13 protein-coding genes are annotated in these 16,095 nt (G+C 68.0%); 5 read left to right on the top strand and 8 right to left on the bottom strand.

Going from position 1 to position 16,095, the window contains the following annotated elements; all coding sequences use genetic code 11:
* Window positions 1-183 precede the first annotated feature (183 nt).
* The 3 genes from WT53_RS18700 to WT53_RS18690 are packed head-to-tail and all read right to left on the bottom strand — an operon-like array spanning window position 184 to window position 6,087.
* On the bottom strand, window positions 184-1,707 hold the full coding sequence (locus WT53_RS18700; protein ID WP_034204524.1) for an efflux transporter outer membrane subunit: 1,524 nt from the start codon (window positions 1,705-1,707) through the stop codon (window positions 184-186).
* A complete protein-coding gene (locus WT53_RS18695) occupies window positions 1,704-4,877 on the bottom strand; it encodes an efflux RND transporter permease subunit (protein WP_060262042.1) in 3,174 nt (1,057 codons plus the stop codon). The genes WT53_RS18700 and WT53_RS18695 overlap by 4 nt, the downstream gene beginning before the upstream one ends.
* A 13-nt stretch (window positions 4,878-4,890) precedes the next feature.
* Window positions 4,891-6,087, bottom strand: a complete 1,197-nt coding sequence (locus tag WT53_RS18690; RefSeq protein ID WP_034204523.1) for an efflux RND transporter periplasmic adaptor subunit — start codon at window positions 6,085-6,087, stop codon at window positions 4,891-4,893.
* 79 nt (window positions 6,088-6,166) lie between these two features.
* On the opposite strand from WT53_RS18690, the gene soxR reads away from it, so the two are divergent.
* Complete coding sequence (gene soxR / locus WT53_RS18685) at window positions 6,167-6,646, top strand: redox-sensitive transcriptional activator SoxR (protein WP_034204522.1); 480 nt, start codon at window positions 6,167-6,169, stop codon at window positions 6,644-6,646.
* Window positions 6,647-6,670: 24 nt separating this feature from the next.
* Here the strand turns inward: soxR and WT53_RS18680 are convergent, their stop codons facing one another.
* Window positions 6,671-7,432: an SDR family NAD(P)-dependent oxidoreductase gene (locus tag WT53_RS18680; protein WP_034204521.1), complete on the bottom strand. Its 762-nt coding sequence runs from the start codon at window positions 7,430-7,432 to the stop codon at window positions 6,671-6,673.
* Between the two features lie 114 nt (window positions 7,433-7,546).
* Between WT53_RS18680 and WT53_RS18675 the strand changes: the two genes are divergently transcribed.
* Entirely contained in the window at window positions 7,547-8,458 is a 912-nt protein-coding gene (locus WT53_RS18675) for a LysR family transcriptional regulator (protein WP_034204520.1), read from the top strand.
* A gap of 24 nt (window positions 8,459-8,482) precedes the next feature.
* On the opposite strand, the gene WT53_RS18670 is transcribed toward WT53_RS18675, so the two are convergent.
* Entirely contained in the window at window positions 8,483-9,136 is a 654-nt protein-coding gene (locus WT53_RS18670) for a TetR/AcrR family transcriptional regulator (protein WP_034204519.1), read from the bottom strand.
* Between the two features lie 146 nt (window positions 9,137-9,282).
* Between WT53_RS18670 and WT53_RS18665 the strand changes: the two genes are divergently transcribed.
* Together WT53_RS18665 and WT53_RS18660 are read left to right on the top strand one after the other, a co-directional pair.
* Window positions 9,283-10,575, top strand: a complete 1,293-nt coding sequence (locus WT53_RS18665; RefSeq protein WP_034204518.1) for an NAD(P)/FAD-dependent oxidoreductase — start codon at window positions 9,283-9,285, stop codon at window positions 10,573-10,575.
* 44 nt (window positions 10,576-10,619) lie between these two features.
* Window positions 10,620-11,009: a DUF3331 domain-containing protein gene (locus WT53_RS18660; protein WP_034204517.1), complete on the top strand. Its 390-nt coding sequence runs from the start codon at window positions 10,620-10,622 to the stop codon at window positions 11,007-11,009.
* 3 nt (window positions 11,010-11,012) lie between these two features.
* Here the strand turns inward: WT53_RS18660 and WT53_RS18655 are convergent, their stop codons facing one another.
* On the bottom strand, window positions 11,013-12,341 hold the full coding sequence (locus tag WT53_RS18655; RefSeq protein ID WP_034204516.1) for a dicarboxylate/amino acid:cation symporter: 1,329 nt from the start codon (window positions 12,339-12,341) through the stop codon (window positions 11,013-11,015).
* A 181-nt stretch (window positions 12,342-12,522) separates the two neighbouring features.
* Window positions 12,523-14,274 carry a gamma-glutamyltransferase gene (gene ggt, locus WT53_RS18650; RefSeq protein WP_059835952.1) on the bottom strand — a complete coding sequence of 584 codons (1,752 nt, stop codon included), beginning with the start codon at window positions 14,272-14,274 and terminating at the stop codon, window positions 12,523-12,525.
* A gap of 366 nt (window positions 14,275-14,640) precedes the next feature.
* Here ggt and WT53_RS18645 point away from each other — a divergent pair, with 366 nt between their 5' ends.
* A complete protein-coding gene (locus WT53_RS18645) occupies window positions 14,641-15,519 on the top strand; it encodes a MurR/RpiR family transcriptional regulator (protein ID WP_034204514.1) in 879 nt (292 codons plus the stop codon).
* A gap of 27 nt (window positions 15,520-15,546) precedes the next feature.
* On the opposite strand, the gene WT53_RS18640 is transcribed toward WT53_RS18645, so the two are convergent.
* On the bottom strand, window positions 15,547-16,095 hold a 549-nt coding region (locus WT53_RS18640), incomplete at its 5' end, for an AAA-associated domain-containing protein (protein ID WP_179949030.1).

The following is a 16,095-nucleotide window of genomic DNA, read 5'->3' as shown; positions in this document are numbered from 1 at the left end:
CGACATCTTCTCGCCGACCAACCTCGCATCGGGCAACGTCGGCTGCTCGCTGCTGCCCCGGCCGTGCGCGCGAGCTGTTCGCGCACCGGATAGCGCTCGTACCGCTCGCCGGAGCAACGACCCGTCAGACCGTCGGCCTGAGCTTCCCGCATCGCCGCGAGCAAGACCCGAACCCTGCCCGCGCTACTTCCCCGACCGAGCGAGCGGGCCTTGCACGCCCTGCCCCGTGCCCGACGGCCAGCCGCCCGCGAGCGCCTTGTACAGCGCGACCGTCGATGCCGCGCTGCGCATCCGTCCGTCGGCCGCCGCGTCCTGCGCCTGCAGCAGCGTGCGCTGCGCATCGAGCACTTCGTAGTAGTCGATCGCGCCGGCCGAGAAACGCGCCTGCGCAAGCTGCGCGGCGCGTGCGCTGTCGTCGGCCGCGCGCACGAGGTGCGCGGTCTCGTCACGCGTGCGGGCGACACGCAGCAGCGCGTTCTCGGTTTCCTCCAGCGCGCCGAGTACGGTCTGCCGGTACTGCGCAAGCTGGCCGGCCGCTTCCGCGTCGCTCGCCGCGATCCGTGCACGCACGCGGCCGACGTCGAGGAACGACCAGTCGATGCCGAGCGCGATCAGGTTCGTGTCGCTGCCCGCGCGAAAGAATCCGTAGCTGCTCGTCGCGCTGCCGAGCAACCCCGACAGCGTAAAGCGCGGGAACAGGTCGGCGGTCGCGACGCCGACACGCGCGGTCGCCGCATGCAGCCGCGCCTCGGCGGCCGCGACATCGGGGCGGCGGCGCAGCAGGTCGCCCGGCGTGCCGGGATCGATGTCGGCCGCGAGCGCCGGCAGCGGGACCGGCGTGCCCGTCGGCGCGGCCGTCTTCGGCAGGTCGAACCGGCCGATCAGCGCATCCGGCGTCTGCCCGGTCAACACCGCGAGCCGATGCTCGTCGACGCCGATCGCGGCTTCGTACACGGCGATCCGCGACGTCGTCGATTCGTACTGCGCGCGTGCGCGCGCCGCGTCGAGGTCGGAGCCGCGTCCCGCGCCGACGCGCGCATTGATCAGCGCGAGCGTCTGCTTCTGGTTGTCGGCGTTCTCGCGGGCGATCCGCAACCGCTCCTGCGAGCCGCGCAGATCGACGTACGTACTCGCGACCTCCGCCGTGATCGCGACCCGCACCGCGCGTACGTCGGCCGCGCTGGCCGCCGTTTCCGCGCGCTGCGACTCGATCGAGCGGCGTACGCGGCCGAACAGGTCGAGTTCCCACGCGGCATTGATGCCGACGCTCGACGTCGGCGTGTCGCGCTGGCTGCGCGGCGCGCCGAACGCCTGATCCTTGCTCATCAATTGATGGCCGATCCGGCCGCTCGCGGTGAGCGTCGGATAGCGGTCGAACGTTGCCTGAGACAACAGCGCATTCGACGCGTCGTAACGCGACACCGCGACCTGCAGGTCCTGGTTCGCCGCGAGCGCCGCATCGATCAACTGCGTCAGCACCGGATCGCCGAACCCGCGCCAGAACGTGGCATCGGCGTCGGCCGACGCGTCGGGCAGCATATCGGGCCGTGTCCGAGCCGTCGCCGCGTCGCGCTGCGTCGTCGGACGGGTGTCGCGCGCGAACCGCGCGGCGGTGGCCGTATCGGGCCGTTCGAAATCGGGGCCGACCGCGCACGCGGCGAGCGTCACCGACATCGCCAGCGCGGAAAGACGGAAAGCGGCGCTCATCGGCTTTCTCCTTCGAGGGTGCCGTGCTGTTCGCGCCAGACGGCCGGCGTGCCGCCCGCGAGCTTGCGGATCGCCACATAGAACACGGGCGTCAGGAACAGCCCGAACAGCGTGACACCGAGCATCCCGGCGAACACGGTGACGCCGGTGGCCGCCCGCACTTCGCTGCCCGCGCCGCTGCCGATCAGCAGCGGCACCGAGCCCGCGATGAACGCGACCGACGTCATCACGATCGGACGCAGCCGCAGCCTGCACGCTTCGAGCGCCGCTTCGACCGCGCCCTTGCCCTGGATCTCGAGCTCGCGCGCGAATTCGACGATCAGGATCGCGTTCTTGCACGCCAGCCCCATCAGCACGACCAGGCCGACCTGCACGAACACGTTGTTGTCGCCGCCGGACAGCCACACGCCGAACAGCGCCGCGCACATGCACACGGGCACGATCAGGATCACCGCGAGCGGCAGCGTCCAGCTCTCGTACAGCGACGCGAGCACCAGGAACACCAGCATCACGGCCAGCGGAAAGACGACGATCGCCGCGTTGCGCTGCGTGACCTGCTGGTAGCTGAGGTCGGTCCATTCGAGCGTGATGCCCGGCGGCAGCACGTCCTTCGCGATCTGCTGCAGCTTCGCGATCGCCTGCGACGACGACATCGTCTTCGGATCGGCGTCGCCGATCAGATCGGCGGCCGGATAACCGTTGTAGCGGACGACCGGGTCGGGGCCGTACGCGGGCCCGACCGTCACCATCGAGCCGATCGGCACCATCTCGCCCTTCGCGTTGCGCGTGCGCAGGTTCGCGATGTCGGCGGCCGTCTGCCGGTGACCGGCATCCGCTTGCGCCATCACGCGATACACGCGGCCGAACACGTTGAAGTCGTTCACGTACATCGAGCCGAGATAGACCTGCAACGTATTGAACAGATCGGTCAGCGCGACGCCCTGCGCCTTCGCCTTGAGCCGGTCGACCTTCACCTCGAGCTGCGGGATGTTCGCCTGGTACGAGCTGACGGGATAGCTCATCCCCGGCGTCTTCGCGACCGCGGCCTGAAACGCGCCGAGCGCCTTCTGCAATTCGCCGTAGCCGAGCCCGCCGCGATCCTCCAGGTACAGCGAATAGCCGGAGCCGTTGCCGAGACCCTGGATCGGCGGCGGCATCAGCGCATAGGTGATGCCGCCGCCGATCGCCGCGAAGCGCGCGTTCAGGTCCGCGTTGATCTGCGCGGCGCTGCGATGACGCCGGTCGAACGGCTTCAGGATCACGTACGAGTTCGTGATGTTCGGCGTGTTCACGCCCTGCAACGCGTTCAGCCCGGCGAACGCCTGCACCATCTCGACGCCGTCGGTGCCGAGCGCGATCTTCGTCATCTGCTCGGTCACCGCGCTGGTGCGCGCGAGCGACGCGCCTTCCGGCAGCTTCGCGCCCGCGAACAGGTACAGCTTGTCCTGCACCGGGATGAAGCCGCCCGGCACCGCGTCGAACAGCAGCGCGGTCGCCGCGAGCAGCGCCGCATAGACCGTGAACACCCCGCCGCGCCGCTTCAGCATGCGGCCGACGACGCCGTGGTAACGATCGGAGCTGCGTTCGAAGAACCGGTTGAACGGACGGAACAGCCAGCCGAATGCGCGATCGAGTGCACGCGTCAGCGCATCCTTCGGCGCGCCGTGCGGACGCAGCAGCTTCGCGGCGAGCGCGGGCGACAACGTCAACGAGTTGATCGCGGAGATCACCGTCGAGATCGCGATCGTCACCGCGAACTGCTTGTAGAACTGGCCGGTCACGCCCGACATGAACGCCATCGGCACGAACACCGCGCACAGCACGAGCGCGATCGCGACGATCGGCCCCGACACCTCGCGCATCGCCTGGTGTGCGGCGTCGCGCGGGCTCAGCCCCCGGGCGATGTTGCGCTCGACGTTCTCGACGACGACGATCGCATCGTCGACGACGATGCCGATCGCGAGCACGAGCCCGAACAGCGTCAGCGTGTTGATCGAGTAGCCGAGCAGATAGAGCCATGCGAACGTGCCGACCACCGACACCGGCACCGCGACGAGCGGAATGATCGACGCGCGCCACGTTTGCAGGAACAGGATCACGACGAGCACGACCAGCACGACGGCCTCGATCAGCGTGTGCTGCACCGCGCGGATCGATTCGCGCACGAATACCGTCGGATCCCACACGGGGCGGTATGCGACACCGGGCGGGAAGCGCTTCGACAGCTCGTCGAGCTTCGCATACACGGCCTTCGCGACGTCGAGCGCGTTCGCGCCCGGCGACAGGAAGATGCCGACCACGGCCGAATGCCTGTCGTTGAAATACGAACGCAGCGTGTAGTCGCCCGCGCCGAGCTCGATGCGTGCGACGTCGGACAGCTTCACGACCTGGCCGTCGTCGCCGTTGCGCAGCACGATGTCGCCGAATTCCTGCACCGTGCGCAGGCGGCCGCGCACGTTGATCGACACGAGGAAGTCGTTTTGCTTCGGCGACGGCTCCGCGCCGAGCTGACCGGCCGACACCTGCACGTTCTGCTCGCGCACGGCCGCGATCACGTCGCTCGCGGTCAAGCCGCGCGACGCGAGCCGGTTCGGGTCGAGCCACAGCCGCATCGCGTAATCGCCGGAGCCGTACACGCCGACGTCGCCGATGCCGGTGAGCCGCGACAGTTCGTCCTTCACGTGCAGCGTCAGGTAGTTGCGCAGGTACAGCGAATCGCGGCTGTTGTCCGGCGAATAGAGGCTCACGTACATCAGCGGCGTCGGCGACTGCTTCTGCGTGGTCACGCCGTACTGGCGCACCTCGTCGGGCAGGCGCGACAGCGCCTGGCTCACGCGGTTCTGCACGCGCACGGCGGCCGTGTCGGGGTCGACGCCCTGCAGGAACGTGACGACAACCTGCAGGCTGCCGTCCGAACCGGCGACCGACTTCATGTACATGATGCCTTCGACGCCGTTGATCGCCTCTTCCAGCGGCTCGGCCACCGACTCGGCGATTTCCTTCGGGTTCGCGCCCGGGTACGTCGCACGCACGACGACGCTCGGCGGCACGACTTCCGGATATTCGCCGGCCGGCAGCATCGGAATCGAGATCAGACCGATCGCGAAGATGACGATCGACAGCACGACCGCGAAGATCGGCCGGTCGATGAAGAATCGGGAGAAATCCATCGGATCGCTCCCGTCATTGCGCGGCAGGCGTGCCGGCATCGGCGACCGCCTGCGTCGCGCTGCCCGCATCGGCGCGCGCGGGCAGCGCCTTCGGCTTCACCTGCGCGCCCGGATAGTAGATGCGCTGCACGCCGTCGACGACCACGCGGTCGCCCGCCTGCAGCCCCTTCTCGACGATCCGCTCGCCGTCGAGTTCGCGGCCGATCGTCACGTCGCGGCGCAGCGCCTTGTCGCCCGCGCCGATCACGTACACGTACTTGCGGTCCTGGTCGGTCAGCACGGCCTTGTCGTCGACCAGCAATGCGCTCTGGTCGCGGCCGCTGACGAGCTGCACGCGCGCATACAGGCCCGGCGTAAACGCATGGTCCGCATTCGGCAGCCGCACGCGTGCGCGGATCGTGCCGGTCTGCGGATCGAGCCGGTTGTCGAGGAAATCGACGGTGCCCGCATGCGGGAAGCCCGTCTCGTTCGCGAGGCCGATGCGCACCGGATCGGCGCCGATCGCGCGATGTTTCGGATCGGCGCGCCGCGCGTTGTAGCGCAGATAGCTCTGCTCGTCGCAATCGAAATACACGTAGACCGGATCCTGCGACACGACGGTCGTCAGCAGCGTGTCGTCCGCACGCGCGAGATTGCCGACGGTCGCGACCGCGCGGCCGACGCGGCCCGCGATCGGCGCGCGCACTTCGGTGAAACCGAGATTGAGCTTCGCGTCGGCAACGGCCGCATCGGCCGCCTGCAGATCGGCGCGTGCCTGCTCGGCAGTCGCGCGCGCGTTGTCGAGTTCTTCCTGCGACGTCGCATGCGCATCGATCAGCGTCTGCACGCGCTTGAGTTGCACGTTCGCGAGGCTCGCGGCCGCACGGGCGCGCTGTTGCTGCGCATGCGCACGGTCGAGCGCGATCCGGTACGGGCGCGGATCGATCTCGAACAGCAGCGCGCCCTGCGCGACCACGTCGCCCTCCTTGTACGCGACACGCTGCAGATAGCCGCTCACGCGCGGCCGCAGCTCGACCGCGTCGACCGCTTCGACGCGTCCGTTGAATTCGTCCGCGAGGCGAACGGTACGCGGCGCGACGGTGGCGACGCCGACTTCGGGAAGAGGATGGGCCGACGATGCGCCTTTGCCGTCGTGACAACCCGACAACACCAGCAACAGGGCACAGGCGGCGCCCAAAGGCGACGTCCTGCGTAGGGAAAAGGAGAACATGATGCCTCGCGACGGGTTAAACTGCCGCGTAGCATAAAAGTTCAAGTTAACTTCAAGTCAAGCTTTCCCGGAGGGTGTCATGGGTATCCAGGAAACCCCGCAGTGGCCGCTGATGTCGATCCGCGAAGTGGCCGCGCGCAGCGGCGTGCCGGCGTCGACGCTGCGCTTCTACGAGATGCGCGGGTTGATCAAGTCGCACCGCAACGGCTCGAGTCATCGCCACTATTCGCGTGCGGTGCTGCGGCTGATCGCGTTCATCGTGTTCGCGCAGAAGATCGGCTATTCGCTCGACGAAATCGCCGAACAGCTCGTCAGCCTGCCCGAGGACACCGCGCCGAGCAACAAGGACTGGCAGCGGCTGTCGCGCGGCTGGAAGCAGCGCGTCGCGAGCCGGATCGAGGAGCTGCAGCGGCTCTACATCAATCTCGACGAATGCATCGGCTGCGGCTGCCTGTCGCTGAAACGCTGCAAGCTGACCAACCCGGACGACCGCGCGGGCCGCAACGGGCCCGGCGCGCGACGCTGGCTCGGCGACAAGCCGCCGACCGATTCCGAATGACGCGCGGGCCGCGCGCGTCCTGCATCACCCGACACGCCAGCCGCCGTTCACCGCGATCGTCGCGCCCGTGACGAACGACGCGCGCGGCCCGGCAAGCCACGCGACCGCATCGGCGATGTCGTCCGGCTGCCCGGCGCGGCCAACCGGCGTCTGCTCGCGGATCGTCGCCGCGACGGCCGGCGCGACCCCGCTGTCGCCGAAGAAACGCGTATCGGCGATATAGCCGGGCGCGACCGTATTGACCGTCGCCCCGCGCGGCCCGAGTTCGCGCGCCAGCGCGACGGTGAAGCCTTCGACGCCGGCCTTCGCGGCCGCATACGCGAGGCCGCCCGGCAGCAGGCTGCCGGCGCGCGCCGCGATCGAACCGATGTTGACGATGCGCGCGGCATGGTCGGCCAGGTGCGGCAGCACGGCCATCGTCGTCAGAAACAGGCTTTTCAGGTTCGCATGGAGCACCGCGTCCCATACGGCCTCGGCCTCCGCCGCTTCGGTATCCGCGCCGACGCGCCCGGTCAGCCCCGCGTTGTTGACCAGCACGTCGATGCGCGGCCATCGCGCGACGATCGCGGCGACGGCCGCTTGCGCGTCGCGCCGCACGCCGAGGTCGCCGGCCTGCCCGATCGCCGCGCCGCCCAGACGCTCGACGGCCGCCTTCAGCCGCGCCGCGTCGCGCCCGACGATCGCGACGCGATACCCGTCCTGCACCAGCCGGCGCGCGATCGCGAAGCCGATCCCGCTCGATCCGCCCGTGACGATCGCCGTGCGTTGTCGTTCGTTGCCCGTCATGACCTGCCCTCCTTTCCTCGGTGTTGACGATTGGTGACGTTTGCAGTGTGGGCAACGGAAGGCGATAGGTAAAATACGAATTCGATGACATATTGATACGCAAAAGGTATCGCCATGATCGATCTGCGCCAGTTCCGGCAATTCATCGCGGTCGCCGAAACGCTCAGCTTCCGGCGCGCTGCCGAGCGGCTGCACATGGCCCAGCCGCCGCTCAGCGCGGCGATCCGCAAGCTCGAGGACGAACTGGGCGTCGCGTTGCTCGACCGCGACACGCGCGGCTCGCGGCTCACGCCGGCCGGCGAAGCATTCCTGCTCGAAGCGCGGCGCGCGCTCGAACAGGCCGAGCGCGCGGTGGCCGCGGCGCGCCGCGCGGGCGCCGGCCTCGGCGGCACGCTGCGGCTGCGCTTCGTCGACAGCACGGTCAATGCGCTGTTGCCGCTGATCCTGCGCGCGTTCCAGGAACGGCATCCGGGCGTCGATTTCCAGCTCGAGGAAGGCACGACGGCCGAGCAGGTGCTGGCGCTGCGTCACGATCGCACGGACGTCGGCCTCGTCGTGCTGCCGGTGGCCGACGCCGGCGACGTGCGTGTCGAACCGCTGCTGCGCGACCGGATGGTGGCCGCGCTGCCCGACGGCCATCGGCTCGCGCGCCGCCGCCGCATCGCGCTGGCCGAACTGGCGGACGAACCGTGGGTCATGTTTGCCGCGCATCACGGGCCCGGCATGCATGCGCTGATCGTGACGGCATGCGCGCAGGCGGGCTTCGCGCCGCGCGTGGTCCAGCAACCGCGCCAGATGCAGACGACGGCCGGGCTCGTCGCGGGCGGCATCGGCATCGCGCTGATGCCGCGCCTGTTCGTGCCGATGCAGCCGCAAGGCATTACGTTCTGCGAACTGAAGGATGCGGGCAGCCCGCTCGCGTACGAACTGGCGCTCGCGTACCGTACACCGTCGCCGCTCGTCGATGCGCTGCGCGAGAGCGCGCGCGACGCGGTGCGCGAACTGGGGCTGGTTGCCGCGACGTGACCGCGCGCATCGCGCGCGCGGCGTTCAGTCGCCGAGGAAGTTGAGCGCGACGCCGAGCACGGCCTGCCGGAATGCTTCCGGCCGCGTCGGCAGCGACGTGAACTCCAGCATCATGTGGCTGTACGACACCGTCGTGCCCACGGCGCTCGCGATCATGAAGAACAGCACGTTCGGATCGACCGGACGGATCGCGCCGGCCTCGACCGCGTCCGCCAAGAGCGGCAACATCGCGTCGTGATACGGGCGCACGATCCGCTCCTGCAGCCGGTCGAGCCGCCCGCCCTCCTCGGTCGCCGCCGTCGAGAAGAACATGGCGATATCCGGCTCCGCGAACTCGTGATCGACGCACAGCTCGAGCGCGCGCCGCACGCGATCGCGATGCGGCAGCGACGACGTACGCAACGCGCGCAGCGCATCGAACATCGGTTCGGCCAACTCGGCGATCTGCTCGACGACCGCCAGCCACAACGTTTCCTTCGTACCGAAGTGATGGGCGATCAGCGCCGCATCGATGCCCAGCTCGCGCGCGACTTCGCGCACGCTCGTCGCGTCGTAGCCGCGCTTCGCGAACGTGCGGCGCGCGGCCCGCAATATCACGTCCGGACCGACGGACGCGTCCGCCAGCGGCCGTCCGCGCGTACGCCGCTTCGACGGCGCGCGCTCAGTGACTTCTGCCACGTTTTTCCTGCTCCTTGAACGATTCGAATGCCCGTGCCCGGTACCCGGCTTCGCGTACCGGAAGCGGGCGGCCTGCCCCGCTGCGTTGACACGCCGAGCCGGGAAGCGCTAGGATCATACCTTATTCATCACGTGATGATTTATACATGACAACCCCTACACGTATCGTCATCGTCGGCGGCGGGATCGCCGGACTGCAGCTCGCGACCCGTCTGGGCGAGCGTCTCGGCCGATCCGGGCGGGCGCAGATCACGGTCGTCGACCGCAGTCCGACGCACATCTGGAAGCCGATGCTGCACACGATCGCGGCCGGCACGCGCGACGTCCAGCAGCAACAGGTGATCTTCCTCGCCCACGCCCGCGATCACGGCTACACGTACCAGCCCGGCGAACTGAAGGGGCTCGATCGCGCACGCCGCCGCGTGCAGCTCGGCGAGATCCGCTCGCAGGATGGCGACGTGGCGATCGACGCACGCGAACTCGAATACGACGTGCTGATCCTCGCGCTCGGCAGCCAGGCCAACGATTTCGGCGTGCCCGGCGTACGCGAGCACTGCTACTTCATCGACAGCCAGCAGCAAGCGGAAACCTTCAACGAAGCGTTGCGGATGCGCGTGTTCCGCAGCATCGCGCGCGACGAGCCGTTTCGCGTCGCGATCGTCGGCGCGGGCGCGACGGGCGTGGAGCTCGCAGCGGAGTTGAGCCGGTTGCTGGAAGTGGCGCAGGCGTACGGTGACGAAACGGTGCGCGAGCGGCTGCAACTCACGCTGCTCGAAAGCGGCCCGCGCATCCTCAACGCGTTTCCGGCGCGGATTTCCGCGTCGGCCCAGCGGCGGCTCGAACAGATCGGCTTTCGCGTGCTGACGTCGACGCGCGTCACGTCGGCCGACGCGAACGGCTTCCATTACGGCGACGGTTCGTTCGCCGAAGCGGACCTGATGGTCTGGGCGGCCGGCGTGAAGGCGCCCGATTTCATGCAGGCGCTGGGCGGGCTCGACACGAACCGCGCGAACCAGATCGTGGTCGGCCCCACGCTGCAGGCAACCGGCGACGAGCACGTGTTCGCGATCGGCGATTGCGGGAGCCTGCTGCCCGACGGCCACGAACGGCCGCTGCCGCCGACCGCGCAGGTCGCGACGCAGCAGGCCGAGCATCTCGCGAAGCACCTTCCCGCATGGCTCGACGGCACGCCGATTCCGCCGTTCGCGTTCCGCGATTTCGGCGCGCTGGTGTCGATCAGCGATTACGACGCGTTCGGCACGCTCGGGCAGTTCGGGTTCTTCCGCGGCGGCTTCATCCAGGGGCGCTTCGCGCAGTTCAGCCACCTGATGCTCTACCGGCGGCACCAGCAGGCGCTGCACGGTTTCCCCAAGGCCACCTTGCTGTGGATCGCCGAACGGATCAACGGCTGGGTGCAGCCGCGCATCCGCCTGTCGTGATGCCGCGCGTCGCGGCACCGCGTAACGTTTCGAGGAACAGACACATGAACAACCGTGCAGCGCCCTGGCTCATGACCGTCGCCGCAATCGGCCGCTTCGACATGCCGTCCGTCTCGTGGGGCGGCCCGCGGCGGCGCAGCGTCACGCGCGACCGGCTGCCGTCGTGGGACGCGACGAGCAAGCCGACCATCAGCGTGCTCGAACGGCCCACGGCCGACACCGTGATGATCTCGTGGTGCGACGCGTGCACCGGGCACTACGGCTACCAGAAGTGGCGCCTGTTCACGACGCGCAAGCGCGGCGTGTGCGCGCTGTCGGGGCGATCGATCGAGATCGGTGACAGCGTCTATGCGCCGCAACTGCTCGGCTCGACGCCGGGCAACGCCGCCGCGATGGTGCTCGCGGCGTGCATCGACGACGCCCTGGCGGCCTGACCGTCAGGTCGACGTGGTCTGACCGGCGCCATAGGCCGGCGCATCGTTCTGCCGTTCGAGCTCCGCGTCGAGATGCGCGGCATGCGCATTCGCTTCGGATTCCGACATCAACTCGCCTTCCCACTTCGCGACCACTGCGCTGGCGATCGAGTTGCCCACCGCATTGGTGGCCGAGCGGCCCATGTCGAGGAACGTGTCGACGCCGAGAATCAGCAGCAGCCCGGCCTCCGGGATGTTGAACTGGTGCAGCGTCGCCGCGATCACGACGAGCGATGCGCGCGGCACGCCGGCCATCCCCTTCGACGTCAGCATCAGGATCAGCAGCATCGTGACCTGCGTGCCGAACGACAGGTGGATGTCGTACGCCTGCGCGATGAACAGCGACGCGAACGTGCAGTACATCATCGACCCGTCGAGGTTGAACGAATAGCCCATCGGCATCACGAAGCTGGAGATCTTGCGGCGCACGCCGAAGCGGTCGAGTGCGTCGAGGATCTTCGGATACGCGGCTTCGGAGCTGGCCGTCGCGAACGACAGCATGAACGCTTCCTTGATCAGCACGAGCAGCTTGAACACACGGCGGCCGAGGAACAGCAGCCCGGCCGCGACGAGCGTGGCCCACAGCAGCACGAGGCTCACGTAGAAGTCGCCCATGAACACCGCGAACTTCAGCAGGATCGACAACCCGTTGACCGCGACGGTCGACGCCATCGCGGCCATCACCGCGAGCGGCGCGAGCTTCATCACGTAGCCGGTGATCTTCAGCATCACGTGCGCGAGCTGGTCGATCGCAGCGACGAGGATCTTGCCGCGTTCGCCGAGCGCGGCGAGCGCGACGCCGAAGAACATCGAGAACACGACGATCTGCAGGATCTCGTTGTTCGCCATCGCCTCTGCGATCGACTTCGGCACCATGTGCCCGACGAAATCCTTCAGCGTGAACTTGGACGTCGCGAGATGCGCGGACGCGCCGATGTCCGGCAGCGGCAGGCCGAGGTTCTCGCCGGGCCGCAGCAGGTTCGCCATCAGCAGGCCCAGCAGCAGCGAGACCAGCGACGCGGTGACGAACCAGCCGAGCGCCTTCACGAACACGCGCCCGACCGACGACGCATCGCCCATGTGCGCGATGCCGACCACCAGCGTCGAGAACACCAGCGGGCCGATGACCATCTTGATCAGGCGCAGGAACACGTCGGACACGAGCGAGATGTAGCCGGCGATTTCGGCGGCCGACTGCTTGTCCGGAAGCTGCGTGTAGATCAGGTAGCCGATCAGGATGCCGGTTGCCATCGCGAGCAGGATCCAGCCTGCCGCAGACATTCGTTTGTTCATGATGGAATTCGCCGCACGGCGATGGAGTTGACGGAAGAAGGAGGCGCGTGCCGTGCCAGGGGGCGCGCGGGGCGCGCCGCCCGGGCCGACACGGATGTCCGCAATCGGACGCGCTGCCGCCGCACCGGCATTCGCAGCAACGCGAACGCCGGCGGCAGCGGTCCGGCATGAAACGACCGGGTCAATAGCCGATCGCGGAGCCCGCCGGACGGCGCGGATCGTTGTAGCCGTAGATGAAGCCGACACGCACGTTGCCGGACACGGACGAATCGTTCCCGGAACTCTGGCGGCTCGCGGCTTCGGTGCCCGGCAGGCCGACCATGATCAGCTCGGCGGCGCCCCACGGCGTCTGCTCGACCATCTTGTAGCCCATGTTGCGAAGGATCGCGAGCGTGTCGGGCGACAGGCCGTAGGTTTCGTAATAGACCGCGTCGGGCAGCCACTGATGATGGATGCGCGGCGCGGCGACCGCGTCCTGCGGCGTCATCCCGTAGTCGATCACGTTCAGCACGGTCTGCAGCGTGATCGTGATGATGCGCGAGCCGCCCGGCGAACCGACCACCATGAACACCTTGCCGTCCTTCTTCACGATGGTCGGCGCCATCGACGACAGCGGACGCTTGCCCGGCGCGATCGAGTTGCGCGTGCCCTGCACGAGGCCGAACAGGTTCTGCGCGCCGACCTTCACTGTGAAGTCGTCCATCTCGTCGTTCAGGAAGAAGCCCGTGCCCGGCGCGATGACCACGGCGCCAAAGCGGCCGTTGACCGTATAGGTCGTCGACACCGCATTGCCGTCGTGGTCGACGATCGAGTAATGCGTCGTTTCCGGCTTCTCGTGCACGCCGACGCCGGGCTGCACGTCGACCGACGGCGTCGCCGTGTCGGCATGGATGCTCTTGCGGATCTGCGCCGCGTATTCCTTGCTCGTCAGCTTCGCGACCGGGTTGTCGATGAAGTCCGGATCGCCGAGCAGCGTGTTGCGGTCTTCGTACGCATGGCGCATTGCTTCGGTCATATAGTGGACCGCCGCGGCCGAGTGGTAGCCGAGCTTGCGCAGGTCATACCCTTCGAGGATGTTCAGCGTCTCGCACATCGTCACGCCGCCCGAACTCGGCGGCGGCGCCGACACGAACTCGTAGCCGCGATACGTGCACGTCAGCGGCGCCATGTCCTGCGCGCGATAGGACGCGAAATCGGCCGCCGCGATCACGCCGCCGCCGCGCCTGGCCGCCGCTTCCACGATCTTCGGAATCTCGCCGTGATAGAACGCGTCCGGCCCCTCCTCCGCGATGCGCTCGAGCGTGCGCGCCAGATCCTTCTGCACCAGACGATCGCCCGGCTGCAACGCCGTGCCGTCCGGGCGCAGGAAGATGCGCGCGGCTTCCGGGTCCTTCCTGAAGCGCTCGACCGTCGTGTCGAGGATGTCGGTATCGCCGCGCGTCAGCACGAAGCCGTCGCGCGCGAGCCGGATCGCCGGCGCCATCACCTGTTTGCGCGTCAGTTTCCCGTACTTGCGCTGCGCGAGATCGAGCCCGGCCACCGTGCCCGGCACGCCGACCGCGCGATAGCCGTACAGGCTCTGGTCCGGGATGACGTTGCCGGCCGCATCGAGATACATGTTCGCGGACGCCGCGGCCGGCGCGGTCTCGCGGAAATTGATGAAGCGGTCGCGACCGTCGGCCAGGTGGAGGGTCATGAAGCCGCCGCCGCCGATGTTGCCGCAGCACGGGTTGGTCACGGCCTGCGCATAGCCGACGGCCACCGCCGCGTCCACCGCGTTGCCGCCTGCCTTCAGGATGTCGACGCCAATCTGCGACGCGAAGTGCTGCGACGACACGACCATGCCGTTCTTCGCTTCGACCGCCGGATCCGACGCCGCGAACGCGCACACGCTCATCGCGGACAACAGGGTGAGTACTACGAGCCGCCTCATGACGGAATCCTCCAGACGAATAAACCGGCGCATGCCGGGATGCGCGGCCGCACCGCCGCGTATCGACGCCGCCCGTTCGACGTGTAATAAACGGTACATTTCCACAAGGCCGCGATCATAACACCCGCTTTTTTGCGTCAAAAACTAGGGTAATCACTGAATTAAAAGCGGGCATGCGGGACTATCTTTGTCGAAGCATGTTCGATTTATTACACATATGAACGTATCGTGGGTCGAGCGATACGTCCCTCTAATTTCGAACCGTACGCGGCCTGCCGCACGTCGATCGGCTAACATGCGTGCAGTTACCGGCAGACGCACGTCTGCCGTTCGATCGTTCAATTCAGATAGAGAGCCGGAGTGCCGATGGGGACGAGCATCAGGGCGTTGCTGTTATCCCAGATGGATAGCTTCACGCCGTCGGAACAAAAGGTCGCGCAGGCATTGCTGGATCGCTATCCCAGTCTCGGGCTGGGTCCCATCGCGCAGTTCGCGAAGCAGGCGGAAGTCAGCGACCCGACCGTGTTCCGCTTCGTCGTCCGGATCGGCTTTCCGAACTACTCGTCGTTCCAGCAGGCGCTGCACGACGAGATCGACACCGCGATGAATTCGCCGCTCGCGCGCATGGATGCCTTTCATTCGGAAACGGGCATGCGCGACAGCCACGCGGCGATTTTCCAGCGGCTGTCCGAATCGCTCGCGACCACGATCGAAGGGCTCGACGCGGCCGCGTTCGACGCAGCGGTGGCGGTGCTGGCCGATCCGGACGTACGCATCTTCTGCGGCGGCGGGCGCTATACGGCGCCGCTCGCGTCGTTGTTCTCGTTCACGCTGGCGTATGCGCGGCCGCACGTGCAGTACGTCGAGCCGAACGTGAATCTCGCGTCCGTCGCGCTGGCCGACATGGGGCGCAACGACCTGCTCGTGATCTTCGACTTTCGCCGCTACCAGAAGGACAGCATCCGCTTCGCGCAGGCCGCGCACCGGCTCGGCGCGCGGATCCTGCTGATCACCGACGAATGGCGCTCGCCGATCGGCGAATTCGCGGAGATCGTGCTGCGGATCCAGGGGCGCCCTTTCGCGATGCTGCAGACCAACGTGCCGGCGCTGGCGCTCGCCGAAGCGCTGGTGATCGGCGTGACGAACCGGCTGCCGGAACTGGCGCGGCAGCGGATGGAGAAGATCGAGCAGCTCAACGCGGGCGGGATCGAATGGGATACCACCCAGCGCGATTTGCCCGAATGACGCGCGCTCGCCATTCGGGCGCGGTGCTCAACTCTCGACATCCTCCAGACTGAACACTTCCGTCTTGTCGTTGTACGAGAAGACCTCGCCGTACCGTCCCCAGTCGATCACCGCGTCGAGCGTTTCCTCGGCCGCTTCGTCGGACAGAAAATCCTCCAGTTCCTGCTCGAAGCGCACGCGCGGCGCGCGGTGGCCCGGACGCTCGTTCAGCACCTTCCTGATCCGCGCGGCGAGCGGCACGTGCTTCAGCAGGTGATCCGCGAACATCAGCTTGCGCTCCTGCGTACCGAATTCCGCGAACACGCGCGCGGGCGGCGTCAGGAACACGTCGCCTTCGCGCACGTCCGCGAAGCCGAGGTACTGCAGCACTTCCGCGATCGGAAACAGGTCGTCGACCTCCAGGTGCAGCGTGCGCGCGATTTCCGGCATGTCGGCGCGGCCATGGTACGGCGCCATCGCGAGCGTCTCGATCAGGCCGGCCATCAGGTTGGTCGACACCTGCGGCAGCCAGCTGCCGAGTTCGAGCCCCTTCTTCGTCGCCTCGCCGGTCTGGCGCGCGGTCATCTTCGCGTAGAT

Origin of the sequence: Burkholderia sp. MSMB2157WGS (genome assembly GCF_001532755.1) — a bacterium.
Taxonomy (GTDB): domain Bacteria; phylum Pseudomonadota; class Gammaproteobacteria; order Burkholderiales; family Burkholderiaceae; genus Burkholderia.
The sequence above is the reverse complement of the archived record's forward strand: the minus strand, read 5'-3'. Positions and strand labels throughout refer to the sequence as shown.